Origin of the sequence: Paenibacillus silagei (genome assembly GCF_017874735.1) — a bacterium.
GTDB lineage: Bacteria > Bacillota > Bacilli > Paenibacillales > Paenibacillaceae > Paenibacillus_AQ > Paenibacillus_AQ silagei.
Genome location: NZ_JAGGLV010000004.1, coordinates 348,775 through 365,160, shown reverse-complemented (window position 1 = coordinate 365,160; position 16,386 = coordinate 348,775). Strand labels below are relative to the sequence as shown.

Annotated in this window: 15 protein-coding genes; 10 read left to right on the top strand and 5 right to left on the bottom strand. The window is 52.8% G+C overall.

What is annotated here, in order from left to right; translation table 11 throughout:
• The first annotated feature begins 113 nt into the window (after positions 1-113).
• From J2Z70_RS08820 to J2Z70_RS08780, 9 genes are all read left to right on the top strand, one after another.
• Complete coding sequence (locus J2Z70_RS08820) at positions 114-260, top strand: lmo0937 family membrane protein (protein WP_209871657.1); 147 nt, start codon at positions 114-116, stop codon at positions 258-260.
• A 155-nt stretch (positions 261-415) separates the two neighbouring features.
• Positions 416-973, top strand: a complete 558-nt coding sequence (locus J2Z70_RS08815) for a 5' nucleotidase, NT5C type (protein WP_209871652.1) — start codon at positions 416-418, stop codon at positions 971-973.
• 177 nt (positions 974-1,150) lie between these two features.
• On the top strand, positions 1,151-2,743 hold the full coding sequence (locus J2Z70_RS08810) for a sensor domain-containing diguanylate cyclase (RefSeq protein ID WP_245368085.1): 1,593 nt from the start codon (positions 1,151-1,153) through the stop codon (positions 2,741-2,743).
• Between the two features lie 83 nt (positions 2,744-2,826).
• A complete protein-coding gene (gene dcuS / locus J2Z70_RS08805) occupies positions 2,827-4,452 on the top strand; it encodes a DcuS/MalK family sensor histidine kinase (protein ID WP_209871648.1) in 1,626 nt (541 codons plus the stop codon).
• 45 nt (positions 4,453-4,497) lie between these two features.
• Positions 4,498-5,205: a response regulator gene (locus J2Z70_RS08800; RefSeq protein ID WP_209871646.1), complete on the top strand. Its 708-nt coding sequence runs from the start codon at positions 4,498-4,500 to the stop codon at positions 5,203-5,205.
• Positions 5,206-5,809: 604 nt separating this feature from the next.
• Entirely contained in the window at positions 5,810-7,168 is a 1,359-nt protein-coding gene (locus J2Z70_RS08795; RefSeq protein ID WP_036731526.1) for a 2-hydroxycarboxylate transporter family protein, read from the top strand.
• Positions 7,169-7,439: 271 nt separating this feature from the next.
• On the top strand, positions 7,440-8,624 hold the full coding sequence (locus J2Z70_RS08790; RefSeq protein ID WP_209871643.1) for an NAD(P)-dependent malic enzyme: 1,185 nt from the start codon (positions 7,440-7,442) through the stop codon (positions 8,622-8,624).
• A gap of 175 nt (positions 8,625-8,799) precedes the next feature.
• Complete coding sequence (locus tag J2Z70_RS08785; RefSeq protein ID WP_209871640.1) at positions 8,800-9,864, top strand: suppressor of fused domain protein; 1,065 nt, start codon at positions 8,800-8,802, stop codon at positions 9,862-9,864.
• A gap of 205 nt (positions 9,865-10,069) precedes the next feature.
• A complete protein-coding gene (locus J2Z70_RS08780) occupies positions 10,070-11,206 on the top strand; it encodes an AI-2E family transporter (RefSeq protein ID WP_209871637.1) in 1,137 nt (378 codons plus the stop codon).
• A 343-nt stretch (positions 11,207-11,549) separates the two neighbouring features.
• Here the strand turns inward: J2Z70_RS08780 and J2Z70_RS08775 are convergent, their stop codons facing one another.
• The 4 genes from J2Z70_RS08775 to J2Z70_RS08760 all read right to left on the bottom strand — a co-directional run bounded on the left by J2Z70_RS08775 (position 11,550) and on the right by J2Z70_RS08760 (position 14,737).
• The gene (locus tag J2Z70_RS08775; RefSeq protein ID WP_281068128.1) at positions 11,550-12,293 is read right to left on the bottom strand and encodes an amino acid ABC transporter ATP-binding protein; all 744 of its coding nucleotides are present in this window, start codon (positions 12,291-12,293) and stop codon (positions 11,550-11,552) included.
• A 15-nt stretch (positions 12,294-12,308) separates the two neighbouring features.
• Entirely contained in the window at positions 12,309-12,968 is a 660-nt protein-coding gene (locus J2Z70_RS08770; RefSeq protein WP_036731532.1) for an amino acid ABC transporter permease, read from the bottom strand.
• Positions 12,969-12,996: 28 nt separating this feature from the next.
• A complete protein-coding gene (locus J2Z70_RS08765) occupies positions 12,997-13,770 on the bottom strand; it encodes an amino acid ABC transporter substrate-binding protein (RefSeq protein ID WP_209871631.1) in 774 nt (257 codons plus the stop codon).
• Between the two features lie 307 nt (positions 13,771-14,077).
• On the bottom strand, positions 14,078-14,737 hold the full coding sequence (locus J2Z70_RS08760) for a pectate lyase (protein ID WP_209871628.1): 660 nt from the start codon (positions 14,735-14,737) through the stop codon (positions 14,078-14,080).
• Positions 14,738-15,000: 263 nt separating this feature from the next.
• Between J2Z70_RS08760 and J2Z70_RS08755 the strand changes: the two genes are divergently transcribed.
• On the top strand, positions 15,001-15,681 hold the full coding sequence (locus tag J2Z70_RS08755) for a GDSL-type esterase/lipase family protein (RefSeq protein WP_209871626.1): 681 nt from the start codon (positions 15,001-15,003) through the stop codon (positions 15,679-15,681).
• A 157-nt stretch (positions 15,682-15,838) separates the two neighbouring features.
• Here J2Z70_RS08755 and J2Z70_RS08750 read toward each other — a convergent pair whose 3' ends face one another.
• Entirely contained in the window at positions 15,839-16,174 is a 336-nt protein-coding gene (locus J2Z70_RS08750; RefSeq protein WP_209871624.1) for a helix-turn-helix domain-containing protein, read from the bottom strand.
• Between the last annotated feature and the right edge of the window lie 212 nt (positions 16,175-16,386).

Genomic DNA, 16,386 nt, shown 5'->3' with positions numbered 1-16,386 from the left:
ACCTGGGAAAATAGCTGTCTCCACAGCCGGTTCTGACGGACCAGCCGTTTAAATCTCTCTCCACAAGGGTAAAGTAAGAACAAATAAAACCGGAAGAGAAAGGCGGTAAGCTTATGCTGTGGGGATTAATCGGACTTGTAGTGGTGGTATGGCTGTTAGGCCTCATTTTTAATTTCATGGGTAACATGATTCATCTTCTGCTGTTTGTTGCAGCGGTCCTGTTCGTGATCAACCTGTTCAAGGGACGGTCGCGGAGATAACGGGAAATGAGCGGATAGGATTAGACAGCAAAGCATGTGCCCCTTGAAGGCGGGCATGTGCTTTTTTATGTTAAGTCTGGCGGATGTCTGGACACTTATTACCTCGTTGCCTATAATAAATGAAAATGAATGAAAATATACATGGAGGAGATTCAATGCGCAAACCTATCATCGCCGTCGATATGGACGATACCATCTGCCATCTCGTGAAGCGTGCGATATACCACAATAACATTGAGTTTCCTACGCACCCGCTCCGCTATGAGGACATGATGGATTGGAACACGGACCACCTGCGTCATCCGGACAGCACGATGGAGCTTTTTTTCGGGAGACCCGGCTTATATGAGGAGCTGGAGCTGTTCGATGAATATGTAGTGGAAGAGATGGAGAAGCTTCACAATGCGTATGATGTCATCATTGTTACCGCGGCTTCGCCGAAGTCGGTGGCTGAGAAATGGAACTGGCTGCAGAAGCATATGCCGTATATCCCGGCCGACAATTTCTTCACCGCAAGGCGCAAGCATCTGATTAGCTATGATCTGTTGATTGATGACGGCCCGCATAACCTGCTGCCCGCCGTTCAGGCAGGGAAGAAGGTGCTCTGCATCCCGCATCCGTGGAACCTGAGGGTACGTGAGCAATACTCTTTTCCGCTGATGACTTCCTGGGAGGGTGCCAAGGAACGGGTGGATGAGATTTTGCAGGCGTAGGGTGAGCCTGAACTTGAATAACCGCTTGAAGATGAGCCCCGTTTCTGCGGGCTTATTCTGCTATGTCCGGGAGACATTCGCCGCCTGTCCTGCCATAAATCCGCTGTCGAACATTATCAGTATTTGCGGTATGATGGGTGTATCATTGCGTTTTTTGCTCCAAGGAGGATTGCGGGTTTGTATATTAGGTTGAAGCATAAGCTTCGTCAAAGTAAAAAGCTGAGTCTCACCACGCTGCTCACAGGTCTGGTGACACTGGTCGTTCTCCTAACTTCGAGTATTCTTCTGCTGGGTTCTTATGAGTCCAAGAAGCGATCCTTAATGGAGACTACGCTTCATCTGAATTACATCAATGCTGACCGTATGTCGAGGACCATGGATTCATTATTTCAGTCTATGTGGGGGAGTCTGGAATACAACGCCGCAAGGCTGTCTGACATAGAAGCTATGCCGGCTCAGCAAGTGAATGATTCCCTGGATTTGATGCGCAGCAGCAGCAATTTCTTCAATTCCATCACCGTGGTCGACGCCAGCGGATTCGTCCGCCATGTCTCACCTGCCAGCATAGGGACTACAGGCAAGCACATCACCTCAGAGAATAGCAAGGAAGCATTAGCGCTCCGTAAGCCGTATACCTCTTCTCCATACCTGACTGCCAATACCAAGCGGTTAATTGTATTTTTAAGCCAGCCCATCTTCGATGCTGCGGGTACCTACGCCGGAATGCTTAGCGGCACCATCTATCTTCAGGAGAATAACGTGCTGTCTGAGATTTTTGACAATGTACAGGAGGATGACTCAGGGTCTTATTATTATATTGTGGACTCCGAAGGCCATCTGGTGTATCACCCGGATAAGGCGCGGATCGGCACAGATGTCAGCAGGAATGAGGTTGTGCAGCAGCTGATGAATAAGCAAAGCGGAGAACAGCCGGTGACGAGCACCCGGGGCATCGAGATGCTGGCCGGTTATTCCAGTGTGCCTGCCAATGGCTGGGGGATTGTGGTCGTCTCCCCGATTGGCCACATTCATCAGGAGCTGATGGGACATATTCGTATCCTGATCGGGTATACCTCCTTGCCGTTCATCATCCTGCTGCTGGGCGTTATTCTGCTGGCTCGCAAGTTTGCGCGTCCCTTCGTCTATCTGGCAGATGTCGTGAGCAAAATGGGCAAGGAACAGATAGAATTGCAGGAAGCGAAGCGGTATTGGAGCCGGGAGGCTTACTTACTGACAGACGGGGTGTCGCTTGCCCTGGCCAATATTCAGCAGCAGACCGAGCAGTTGACCCATGAAGCCGAAACGGATGTGCTGACTGGTCTGATGAACCGCAGGTCCCTGGAGCATACGATCAGCCAGCGGATGAGATCTGGTGCTCCCTTTTCACTGGTGCTGCTGGACATAGATAAGTTCAAGCTGGTCAATGACACGTACGGTCATAATCTGGGCGATGAAGTTCTGAAGCATGTGGTTCGGGTCATCGTGACCTCGCTTCGCCCGAATGATATCTGTTACCGCTACGGCGGGGAAGAGTTCGTTATTCTGCTGGACCGGACCACGCCTGCGGAAGCCTTCAGTGCTGCTGAGCGCATCCGTCTTGCTGTCGAACGGAGCCAGGCGCCCATTGCGGCGCAGCTTACGATTTCACAGGGAATTGCCCACTATCCTTCGCATGCTGCGGACTTTACGGGACTGCTTGTGAAGGCGGATCAGGCCTTGTATCTGGCGAAAAGCAGAGGGCGCAACCAGTCGGTGATTACGGAGTCCTAGCCGAATTTACTTTAAATTGTGATTATCGCGCTTTGAGTGCTTTTACGTTATAATCGAGAAAAATTTCCTGAAGGTGGAGTAGTGTGAGAATTGGTACAAAAAGATTACGCCTTCAGACCACCATCACCCTGATGATCTGCCTGATCGTCGTGCTGGTGCTGCTGATTGTGTATGTGATGTTCGGCATGCGGTTCTCCGAAGAAGCCCGGGCTTCTCTGGAGAACAAGGCCATCACGATTGCCCGCACGGTCTCCCGTACGCCGGGGGTGGTGGACGGGCTGCTTGCAGAGTCCGATTCCGGCAGCATCCAGCGTTATGCAACCGATATCAGCGCCATCAATGATGTGCAATTCGTGGTGGTGATGGATATGCAGGGAATTCGCCGCTCCCACCCTGATCCGGCGCTGATCGGCAAGCATTTCATGGGCGGGGATGAGACGGATGCACTGCATGGCAAGGAGACCATATCTGTGGCTGAAGGCTCGCTCGGTTATTCTGTGAGAGCGTTCTCACCGATTTTTGCCGCTGACGGCAGGCAGGTTGGAGCAGTCGCTGTAGGCATATCGCTGGGCAGCGTCCGTTCCGCCGTTCAGCAGAACCGCTGGATTATCTACTCGGGCATCCTGGTCGGCGGGCTGATGGGGATATTCGGTGCCATCCTGCTCGCCCGCAAAATCAAGCGGATGATGTTCGGCATGGAGCCGGGCGAGATTGCCAAGCTGCTGGAGGAACGCAGCGCTATGCTGCAATCCGCCAAGGAGGGGATCCTGGCTATAGACAAGGAATCCCGGATTACCTTAATGAACGCCGAGGCCCGGCGGCTGATGGGCAGCGTCGGCTTGAACCAGGACCCGCTGCAGGGACAGGTGGAGCAATTCTGGCCGCTGCTGCGGATGGAGAAGGTGCTGGAAACCGGGGAAGCCCTGGAGGATAAGGAAGTGGAGCAGAGCGGTATTACACTGCTGGTGAATGTGGTTCCGGTCAAGGTGAACGGAGTGATTGAGGGGGCCATAGCCACGTTCCGGGACAAGACCGAAATCAGTATTTTGATGGAGCGACTCTCGGGAATCTCCCTGTATGCAGAAGCACTGCGTGCCCAGACCCATGAATTCATGAACAAGCTGCATGTCATTATGGGGCTGAATACGATGCGCAGATACGACCGGCTGGAAGAATATCTGACCGATATTGTGCAGAACATCCGGACGGAGGCGGACTCCGTGGTCCGGCAGGTCAAAGACCCGGTGATGGTCGGCTTCCTGCTGGGCAAGCTGAGCAGAATCAGAGAGGCCGATGTGCGGCTGGTTATTCTGGACGACGGTGTGCTGCCGGAAGCTGCGAATCATGAGACCGCACGGGAGCTGGTCACGATATTCGGCAATCTGCTGGACAATGCGCTAGAGGCCTTGCAAGGGGTGGACAATAAGCTGATAGAGATCGGATTCTGGCATAAGGACAATCTGCTTACCCTGAAGATCAGCGACAACGGCCCCGGCATCTCTGTGGAGGACGGGAATCATCTGTATGAACAGGGCTACTCGACCAAAGGCAAAGACCGGGGCGTCGGGCTGTATCTGGTGAAGCGGAGTGTAGCCAAGCTTGGCGGGACGATTGACTACCAGAGCCGGGCGAATCAAGGAACCGATTTTACTATACGGTTGCCTTATCTTGCGAAGCATGATGATAACCAGATGAAGACTGATGATTAATTATGAAGAGTGTGGATAACTGATGAAGAGGGTTGAGACCCAATTATGATAAAAGTACTGATCGTTGAAGATGACCCGATGGTATCAGAGATGAACAAGTTTTATTTGGAGCAGGTAGAGGGCTTCCGTGCCCAGGGCTGGGCCAGCTCTGCCTCCGAAGCGCTGGAGCGGCTGGAGGAGCAGCCGTATGATTTGATTCTGCTGGATATTTACATGAAGGACAGCAACGGGCTGGAGCTGCTGGCCGAGATCCGGCACAGGGGCATAAAGATTGATGTGATCGTCATCTCGGCGGCGAGCGACAAGGAGAGCATCCGCGAAGCGCTCCAGAACGGAGCGGTGGACTACCTGATCAAGCCGTTCGAGTTCTCCAGGCTCCGGGCCGCGCTGAACGGGTACCGGGAGCAGAACCGGCTGTTCCGCAGCCAGGACCGGCTGAACCAGTCTGAGCTGGATAAGCTGGCCCGGTTCAAGCAGGAGCGGACCGCTTCGCAGGAGCTGGCGAAGGGCTTCACCCGTCAGACCCTGCAGACGATCTGGCGGGCCGTCGAGGCCTGCGGCTGTGACTTATTCTCGGCGGAGGACATCTCCGCTGTATCTGGAATCTCCCGGGTCTCCACCGGCAAATACCTGGTCGGGCTGACGGAGATGGGCGTGCTGGAGATGGACCTCGTCTACGGCAGCATCGGCCGTCCGGTGCAGAAATACCGGCTCGCTCCGAACGGCAAGGGATTGATTACTAAGTATATTTGAGTGTAACTAACTAATCCTGGAGCTCCTGCCGCGTACCTGCGGCGGGGCTTTTTGTGTTGCGCAGACATTGGAAGTGGGCTGGGAGCTGAAATGAAAGGGATAAATCCCTTTGAATCGGCCGAAAGTGGGCGGTAGGCGAAAATGAGGAGCACAAGTGCCCCTGAATCCGGCGAAAGTCAGCGATAGGCGAAAATGAGGGGCACTAATGCCCCTGAATTAGCCTAAAGTCAGCGATAGGCGAAAATGAGGGGCACTAATGCCCCTGAATTAGCCAAAAGTCGGCGGTAAGCGCAAATGAAGAGCACTAGTGCCCCTGATGTAACCAGGCTCCGTCAAAAGCTCCTAATACTAACTAATGTTACCTGCCTCCCCCTGATACTACCTGTCTCTATCTGACCCTACCCGACTCCACCATACGCCCTCCCCAGCACCTATAATCAAATTCGACTAAGTAGAGTGCTCTACCAATCCCCCGCCCCCAGCCCCTTCCTGATAGCGCTTACTTTAATAATTTACAAAACCCCTTTATTACTTTCATAAAAACAAAAGCGCTTTCAAAGCAGCTATGATGAATTTGTAAAAGAGTTAAGGAGGTAAGGTTAACATGCAAAAAGCAATTCAACCCCCACTTTCGGTACCGGAACAGCAGCCTGTTGTACTGAAGCAAGGAGAACAGGGTTTCGTCCAGAAGCTTCTGCATTTAAAAGTAGGCGTTATTCCGCTCCCGCTGTATGTGGTATTTGCACTCATTATTTTTGCGGCTTCTGTGCTTGGTGAACTGCCCAACGACATGATCGGCGGCTTTGCAGTAATTATTGTACTGGGGGTGCTGCTCAGTGATCTGGGCTTCAAGCTTCCGATTCTCAAGAATATCGGCGGTCCCGCGATCCTCTCCCTGATGATCCCATCCTTCCTGGTGTTCTGGAATGTGCTTGATCCTTCGGTGCTCGAATCGGTCAACACGCTGATGAAGACATCGAATTTCCTGTACCTGTACATCTCGATTCTGGTAGCCGGAAGTATTACCGGGATGAACCGGACTACGCTGATCAACGGATTCATCCGCATCTTCATCCCGATGATGGCCGGAACCCTCGCCGCAGTGGCTGCAGGCCTGGGTGTAGGGATGCTGCTCGGTTATAGCGCACACCGGACGTTGTTCTACATCATCGTTCCGATTATCGGCGGCGGCGTCGGTGAAGGGATTCTCCCGCTGTCCATCGCGTTCTCGCAGATCCTCGGCGGGGAATCCGGCTCCTATGTGGCCCAGATGATTCCGGCGGCGGTGATCGGCAACGTGTTTGCGATTATCGGAGCGGGACTGCTCAAGCGGATGGCTGACAAAAATCCGTCCATCACCGGGAACGGTGTTCTGGTGAAATCGAAGGACGGCCAGAAGCTGGCGGGCAGCACGTATGACAGCGCGAAGCCGGACTTCCTGCTGATGGGTGCGGGCCTGCTGTTCGCCTGCGGCTTGTTCATCACCGGACACCTGCTGTCGCCGTTTGTCGGCATTCCGGGTCCGATCCTGATGATCTTCGCAGCGGCACTACTCAAGATTTCCAAGCTGCTCCCGTCCAAAATCGAGCAGGGCGCTTATCAGCTCTACAAGCTGGTCTCCGGTACTTTAACCTGGCCGCTCATGGTCGGCCTGGGGATGCTGTACATTCCGCTGAAGGATGTCGCCGCCCTGATCTCGCTTCCTTATATTATTGTCTGCGCTACCGTTATCGTGGCGATGACGATCACCGGCTATTTTACCGGCAAATGGGTCAATATGTATCCTGTTGAAGCGGCCATTGTTACCGGCTGCCGCGGCGGCCTTGGCGGAACAGGCGATGTAGCCATTCTGTCTGCCTCGGGACGCATGGAGCTGATGCCGTTCGCACAGATCTCCACCCGTATCGGCGGAGCGATTACAGTAGTTGTAGCCACGCTGCTCATCTCCGTCTGGGGCGGCTGATCAGGGTCCTCAATCAGCAGACGAGACGGCTGAATCACATGAAATCGCATCCAATCGTGTCTAAATCGTGGACAATTTTCAGGTGTCAGCTTTTATCTTGCCAATCCGATAATTATCGCGGAGAATGACTAAGGGAGTATATGAAATGCAGAGTTGACGGGCCTGCATACGGGTCTGGTACGGTTCCGGATGCAGGTATATCCGCTATATATAGTAAGATCTGAGAATAGATGCAAGCAAACGGTTAACCAGTTGAATGGAGGAGTTATTCATGGAACTATTAGAAGAAATTATGCTGCTGCATAAAGGCGGTAAGCTCGAAACTACCCTGAAGCATCCGATTCTGTGCAAAGACGACCTGTCCAAAGTCTACACGCCGGGTGTGGCGAAGGTCTGTCAGGCGATTGCCGACGATCAGTCCCAGGCCTATGAGCTAACCACGAAGAAGAATACCGTAGCTGTCGTATCCGATGGCACGGCTGTACTGGGGCTTGGCGATATCGGGCCGAAGGCGGCCATGCCGGTTATGGAAGGTAAGGCAGCGCTGTTCAAACAGTTCGCAGACGTCGACGCCGTGCCGATATGCCTGGACACCAAGAATACCGAAGAGATTATTGCGATTGTAAAAGCACTTGCCCCGACGTTCGGCGGCATTAACCTGGAGGACATTTCCTCTCCGCGCTGCTTCGAGATTGAAGCCAGACTAAGAGCCGAGCTGGACATTCCGGTCTTCCATGATGATCAGCATGGGACGGCGATTGTGGTTACTGCGGGACTACTGAACGCGCTTAAGGTATGCGGCAAGAATATCAAGGATGTCAAAATCGTTGTGAACGGCATCGGCGCGGCAGGAATCTCCGTCTCCAAAATGCTGCTGCATGCCGGAGCGGTCAACCTCATCGGCGTGGACCGGGAGGGCGCGATTAACCGGCTGGCGGATTATGAGCGCAGCCATTGGAGCGATTACGCCCAGATTACGAACCCATATCTTGAAACCGGAAGTCTGTCCGATGTGATTAAAGGCGCAGATGTCTTCATCGGAGTCTCTGCACCGGATGTGCTGAAGCTGGAAGATGTGCTGAACATGGCCACAGATCCGATTGTGTTCGCCATGGCGAACCCGATGCCGGAGATTGATCCCGCGATTGCCGCGCCGCATGTAAGAGTCATGGCGACCGGACGTTCCGACTATCCGAACCAGATTAACAATGTGCTGTGCTTCCCGGGCATATTCAGAGGGGCGCTGGATTGTGAAGCTACGGATATCAATGAAGATATGAAGCTGGCGGCAGCAGAGGCGATCTCCTCAGTGATTGACCCGTCTGAGCTGCATGAGAAATATATCATCCCGGACGCCTTCGATCCGCGTGTAGTAGAGCGAATCCGCATGGCTGTAGCCGAAGCGGCAGCTAAGAGCGGCGTAGCCCGCAAGGACCTCCTGGTCGGCATTAACTGATACCTATATTAATGAAGATACACCAAACGGCAAGCTCGTCAGATGAGCTTGCCGTTTTTTGCGGAATTTATATGGTTTGGGGTTTGTGATGATGGAATTGGGGTAATGAACGGGAGATTCTGGGCCGGATACGGGAATTCCGGCTGTACATAAATATGAACCTGGAGGGAACAAGATGAGTGAGCAAGAAGTGGAAGCTATCGGCTGGGATGCCATTGAAGATCAGATGAAGGGACTGTACGGGCAACAGGATCCGAAGCATTACGCGGCAATGCTGCCGTATAGCCTGGGAGGCAATGACCCGCTGAACGGAATCAGCGCCTATGCAGCCGAGCAGCCTTACCCGCATTGGCATTTCGTAACCTTCGGCTTCACCGAGCTGTTCGAGAAGGAGTCCGAAGATCCTGAGTACAGCGGATACGGCTTCGAGCTGACCTTCCGTCTGGCACGCAGTGCAGGCGAGCAGGAGCCTCCGGCCTGGGCGATCAATCTGCTGCAGAACATGGCCAGATATGTATTCTCCAGCGGAAATATCTTTGCTTCCGGCCATCACCTGGATGCCAATGGCCCGATATGCCTGGGGGCGGATACCTTGCTGACGGCGCTTGCGTTCACCGATGACCCGGAGCTTCCGGCTGTGGATACGCCTAACGGCCGTGTGGAATTCTTGCAGATGGTAGGAATCACAGCGGACGAGCTGGAAGCGATGATGTCCTGGAATACCAACGCCTTCCTGGAGTCCAGTCAGGAGGTGCTCCCTCTCTACATCACCGATCTTGCCCGGGATTCGCTGCTCCGGCTTCCGGTCATCCAGGAAGCGGTGCGTCAGGGCATTGAGCGTGACGGATCACAGACGGGCATTCTGTATGTAGATGAACTGGATTATGAGCCGGGTACAAGCCGCCTGTTCAGTGCAGCACCTGCTGTCCTGACCATAGGCGCACGGCAGGCACCGACTATAGCCAAGCTGCTGCGCGGCCGTCTGCTGAAGGGGAAGCCGCTGACACTGAACAGCAAGCAACGGCAGGTGATGCTGGAGTTGAAACCCGTTAACGGGACTGTGGTCAACGAGGATTTTGTCCGCATCGGCTTGACTGAAGAGGTGGTCCTGGAATTGGAAGAGAAGCTCCAGCCTAAGGAAGGGGAGCTCCGGCTGTCTGCCGCCAAGGAATTGAAGGTGCAGATCCGCAAGACCTACATCAAAGACCAGGAAGGCAATGTGGTCGAAACTATCGGCTAACCGCGCGGACGGCAGCTTTCTTTTCGGCAAATCATACCCGTCTATCTCAGAGCCGTTTCATGACGAAATTAAACATAGCCGTATTCCGGCCTGGAGACCAAATCTTTAGCTTATCTTTAGACTTGGTTTAGTCTGAATTAAGAAACCCCGGCTATATTTAAGTGAACAAGAAACGCTGTTCAAAATAACGGAACGGGAGCCCACTATGGCCAAATTGAATTTGTTTATCCGCGTGTGTATTGCCGTGCTGCTGGTGCTGGGCATTATCTATGTCGGCTCACTGGTAGACTTTATTTTTACCCCTGTTATCTCGTTGTTCAATGTTGTGATGGTGCCGTTAATGCTGGCCGTATTCTTCTATTATCTGCTTCGGCCCCTGATCGACTTCCTGTCCTCGCGCAAATTGAAGCGGACGCTGGCGATCCTGCTGGTCTATCTGGTCATTGCTGTTCTGCTGCTGGGCTTCACGGTAGGCGTCTGGCCATCGCTGCAAAGTCAGCTGCTGAACCTGGTCAACAATATGCCGGGTGTGCTGAGAGCAGTGGGGGAGCAGTTAAGTAAGCTGGAGAACACTGAGCTGCTGTCGGGACTGATTCCCGAGAATATGAACCTGTCCAGCCAATTGATAGGCTATTTAAATACAGGCTTCTCGCTGGCAACGGGCTATGTGTCCGGGCTGTTCTCCTTTGTCTCCAATTTTGCAATTGTGCTGTTCACCTTCCCGATCCTGCTGTTCTACATGTTGAAGGAGGGTGGGAAGTTCGGCGATAAGCTCGTGAGCTTCTTCCCCAAACGGTATCACGAGGAAGGCGCGGGGGTGGTTGCCGAGATTGATAACGTGATGGGCAGCTTCATCGTCGGCAGAGTGCTGGTCAATCTGGCGCTCGGCGTGCTCATGTACATCGGGTTCCTGTTCATCGGCCTGCCGTATGCGCTGCTGCTGACGCTGGTGGCGGTGCTGATGAACTTTATCCCTTTTATCGGAGCCATTCTGTCTACCGTGCCAATCTTCATCATCGGTCTGATTGAGTCCCCGTCTACGGCGGTCTGGTCGATTGTGGTCGTGCTCGTTGCGCAGCAGATTCAGGATAACCTGGTGGCCCCTTATATCTTCGGAAAAAGCATGGATATCCACCCGCTGACCACCATCATTCTCGTCCTGGCCGGCGGCGATTTCGGCGGAATCATCGGCATCCTGGTCATTATTCCGGTCTATATGATGCTCAAGATCATCATCGTCAAGCTCTATCAGCTCTTCCTCCGCAAGCGCTGGGATGAGGAGGAGGCGGAGCCGGCAGCGCCGATGGGACCGTTGGAGCCGGAGCAGGTGCCGGAGGCATGAGGGATTGACAGGGCAGTGAACTGCCAGAAAAGGACCGGAACCGCCGTAGTGGCGTTCCGGTCCTTTGTTTGCAAAGATGAGATACAGTATGCTGGTGCTCGCGTGAAGACATGTGGTTCAGATGTAATCGAAAAACTGATCACATTGTGCTGGGTGAGGGCACGCGGAGCAAATGTAATCGAAAAACCGATCACATAGTGCTGGGTGAGGGCGCACGGAGCAATTGTAATCGAAAAACCGATCACATAGTGCTGGGCGAGGGCGCACGGAGCAAATGTAATCGAAAAACCGATCACATTGTGCTCGCGAGAAGACACGTGGGCGGATGTATGCGGAAGTAAGCCTACTCCCGCATCAAAAACGCCCGCGTCCGCTCCAGCTTCGGGCTGCCGAAGATCTCCTCCGGTGTGCCGGATTCGGCAATGTCCCCGTTGTCCATGAAGAAGACGCGGTCGGCGACATCGCGGGCGAAGCTCATCTCATGGGTGACGATCATCATCGTCATGTTCTCCTCGGCGAGCTGGCGGATGACACGCAGCACCTCGCCGGTCAATTCGGGATCGAGCGCCGAGGTTGGCTCGTCGAACAGGAGAATATCCGGGCTCAGCATCATCGCTCTGGCGATGGCGACCCGCTGCTTCTGCCCGCCCGACAGTGTGGAGGGATAGACGTCGGCTTTGTCAGACAGGCCTACCTTCGAGAGAAGCTCCCGGCTCTTGGCCGTAATCTGCTGCACACTCTCCCGCTTCAGCGTGCGCGGGGCAAGCTCCAGGTTGTCCCGCACACTGAGATGCGGAAAAAGATTAAAATGCTGGAACACCATCCCCATCCTTGAGGTGATGTCTCTAATATTCGCCGTACTGGCGTAGCGTCCATCCTCAACGAGCGCTTTCCCGCAGATCGAGATGCTGCCCCCGGTGACCTCCTCCAGATGCACGAGACTGCGCAGCATGGTGCTTTTGCCGGAGCCCGAGGGCCCGATCACCGCAACGACTTCGCCGGGCTTCACGTCAAAGCTTATCTGGTTCAGCACACTGAGGCTGCCGAAGTCTTTCTTCAATTGACGTACTTCAATCATGCTACTCATAGCGATACAGCCCTTCTACTCAAATTTGAAACGTTTCTCCAGCAGCTTGAAGAACAAGGTCAGCACCAGGGTCATCAGCAGATAAATGACACCCGCTACGACAAAAGGAGTGACGGTGAAATCACGGTTCACCGCCGTCTTGGCGAAATTCAGCAGCTCGGGCACCGCTACGGCATACAGCAGAGCGGTATCCTTGACCAGCGTAATGGACTCATTGGCAACCGCAGGCAGCGCCACGCGGAACATCTGGGCGAGAATCACCTTGCGCAGCGTCTGCCACCGGCTTAAGCCCAGAACCTTGGCCGCCTCATGCTGGCCTTTATCGATCGAGAGCAGCCCGCCCCGGAAAATCTCGGCGAAATAAGCGCCGTAATTCAGGATAAAGCCCAGGCTCGCTGCTACAAAACGGTCCATAACCAGATATTCCCCGATCACGGGAATCTGCGGCAGGCCGAAGCAGAAGAAGAACAATTGCAGCAAGAGCGGCGTTCCGCGCATGACGTAAATATAAGCGTGTGCGATCCAGGCCAGCGGCTTTAGCGTGCTTTTGGCCATCAGAGTGACCACCATCCCGAGCGGAATGGACAATACGATCACGATCAGGAACAGCAGCACCGTAGTCCGGGCGCCTTCCAGCATCGGTCCGGAAATTCTAATAATATAATCGATATCCATGGCTTAACCGGCTCCTAAACGATAGCATCTAGTTCAATACCTTATTCTCTCCGAACCACTTGGTTGAGATCTCAGCGGCGGTTCCGTCACTGTTCAGCTCATCCAGCGCCTTCTGCAGCTCTGTCAGCAGTTCATCATTGCCCTTCTTGATTCCAATACCATATTGCTCAGGAGCCAGTGATTCTTCCATCAGCTTATACGTATCGGGCTCCTTGGCTATGTAATATCTGGCGACAACCTCATCAATAACTACCCCATCCACACGGCCGGACTTGAGGTCTGTCAGAGCCAGGACATTGTCGGGGTATTCGGACACGTCCTTAAGCTCGGCTTTGATCGGACTGGCATCCAGGGCATCGGCGGCAGAAGAGAGGCTCTGAAGTCCAACTTCTTTGCCGGCCAGATCCTTAAGCGCAGACAGCGATGAACCTGCCAGCACGACTACCACCTGGCTATTCTCCAGATAAGGCTTGGTGAACAGCACCTTCTCCTTGCGCTCGTCCGTGATGGTGTATCCGTTCCAGATCATATCGATGCGCCCGCTGTTGAGCTCAGACTCCTTGGCGGACCAGTCAATCGGCTGGAAGGTAACCTCCTTGCCCATCTTCTTGACAGCCGCTCGCGCATAGTCAATATCGAAGCCGACAAGCTCATTGTCGTCATCCCGGAAGCCCATTGGGGCGAACTTGTCGTCTATGCCGATCACCAGCTTGCCGTCCTTATTCCCTGAACTGGAGCAGCCGGACAGCACAGCAACAGCCAGCGCCATTAATAATAGTATCCATAATCCTTGCTTCTTCATCTCTCTAATCCCCCTAGTAGATTGCGTGCCGCATCCGCCCGCTTTAGTTCGTTAATACGTTATCAGGCTATCATAATAGCATATCATGTGAGCTTATGTCGATAGAGTTCATAGAGGCAGATGTGTCCAAAATAAATCAAACTCTCCGTCCCGAAGCTGACCGTGTTCATGTGTGCTTATCCTCCGAATATATAGAAACTGCCTTCATCCCGGAAGAGCCGGAAATGAAGGCGGTTACTGTTAACGGCGGTATGTTGCGGGCATCAGACTGGTGGATTTACACTAGCTGCCCTGACTTTATTTTATCTCAATATTGCGTGTTGCCCGATTGGCTGGTCTTGCCCGAGGCAAAGCCCTTGAATAGGGTGGGCACATTGCGGTAGCGGGTATTGGTAATCCGGGCTGCGCTGCTGCTGCTGTCTGTGCGGAAGATGGAATCCTTAACGTTCGAAATGTCCGAGTTGTCCAGTGTGAAGTTCACCGTGTAGGAGGTGCCGCCGTTCTGGCGGGCCAGCTTGCCGATATCATCGGCTCTGAAATTCTTAATGTTGATGGTGCCCGCAGCATTCGCCTGAAACACTTTATCGTAGGCTTTGTACGCACCTCCGCCTGTAATATTGACGGTGCCGGAGGCCTTCAGGGTCAGGGCATCCTCGCCGACATCCTGCCAGGTTACGTTGGAGATGGTAGCATTCCCGTAACAGTGCACCCCGTCTGCGCCGGGAGCGCCGATAATTACATTTTTGAGTGTAGCATTCTTTTCCAGCCGGAAGATGGGCTTCTGATTCTCTGCCTGGCTGCCGTCTCCGAGCGTGCTCGGATTGGCGACGAACGTCTGGCCATTGCCGTTATACGTCTCACCGGCCTTCACTACAATCGTCGAATTCACCACAATTGGCGATGCGGCTGATACCTCGGGGGGACTGGCAACATAGAACGAAGACAACAATGCAACCGACAGGAGCAAGCAACTACCTTTTTCAAAAACATTCCGCCCTTCAACTGTAGAATTGAGGTCCGGCGTACCGGTACCTTGCGGGCAATCCAGCCAGATGTGCACCTCCGACTGCACCCGATATCTAACCTATTCAGAACACGTGTGCATAGAACATAAACCTTACATGGAGATCAATTTCCATATTTCCGACACAATTGGGCAAGGGTTGCAAGCTGAGAGATAAAGGTTAACAATGGTAGAATAATAGAGCAATAGAAGCGGAGGAGAATAGAATGACCCAGGAAGAATTTGACGAGATGATGGAGATTCAGTGGCAGAGAGAGAAAGAAGAGAAGGTGAAGAAGTACAGCATTCTGAATACCTTAGCGCTAAAAGGGCAGACCGTTCTGGCGGGCTCCTCGCTGATGGAGTTTTTTCCGGTGAATGAATTACAGCAGACGCTGGAGAAGCAGACGGTGATCTATAACCGCGGGATTGCAGGCTATGTAACCCGGGAATTGCTTGAAGTGCTGGAGGTATGCGTGCTGGAGCTTGCGCCTTCGAAGCTGTTCATTAATATCGGCACCAATGACATCAGCTCAGCGGACGGGGAGTATGAGCTGGGGAAGCTGCTTGCGAATTACAATGAGATTCTGACCCGGATTAGAGAGAGGCTGCCGGAGTGCAAGGTGTATGTGATGGCGTATTATCCGGTGAATGCCAAGGCCGACTTCCCCGGAATGGATGAGGAGATGCGGGAGAACTACTTCAGAACGAGAACCAATGCGGCTCTATTGGAAGCGAACAGCGCGGTGGAACAATTAGCCGGGAAGCACGGGTATGAGTTCATCAATGTGAATGAGGGATTGATGGACGCCGAAGGGAATCTGAAGGAAGAGTATACGATGGACGGAGTTCATATGTATGCTAACGGGTATGCGGTGGTGCTGAATAATCTTAAGGGTTATTTGTAAAAAGGCAAGAGCAGAGGGGCAGCCCCTCTGTCTTGCCTGTTACCATCAGTGCTTAGACTATTAAGTGTATAGATTAAAACAAACACACCAGAAATCAATCTAAAACATGATTTTCGGTGTGTTTGTTTTGTTATAAATTCGTTTGAAATGTAGTCAGCTACTTCAATGTTTTCTTAAACATCTCACTCAACACTCGATAAGCTTTCTCTTGTTCATCAGTGGATTGCTCCTGCAACAGATGCACAACCCGCCAGATCCATTCCTGATTATTCAAGTGATCGAACTGGGAATGATTAAATAAGGCGTAGACGCTTATTTGTAAAGCATCTGCAATTTTTTCTAATGTTTCAAGCTGCACGTTTTGCTCACCGCGTTCTAATCGACCGATGTAGGTGCCGTATGTATCTACAAGCTCTGCAAGTTGTTCCTGGGTCAGTCCTTTAAGATTTCGATAGTGTCGTACTTGATCTCCTACTTGTTTTGCTACCTTCATTAAAGGCCCACCTCTCTCTATATATAAAAGTGTAGACCATGCCCATAGGAGATTAGCAGAGTGTTGTAAGTTGTATTGTTTGTTTAATAATTGAACTTAAAAGTTCTTTACGGTACAATTTACCCATATTCTAAATGATGTGGTGCATGCTCCAACAAAAAGCACTACAAAATGCTTTTCCCGAGCAGACCATAGAAGAGATGGGGGAACAT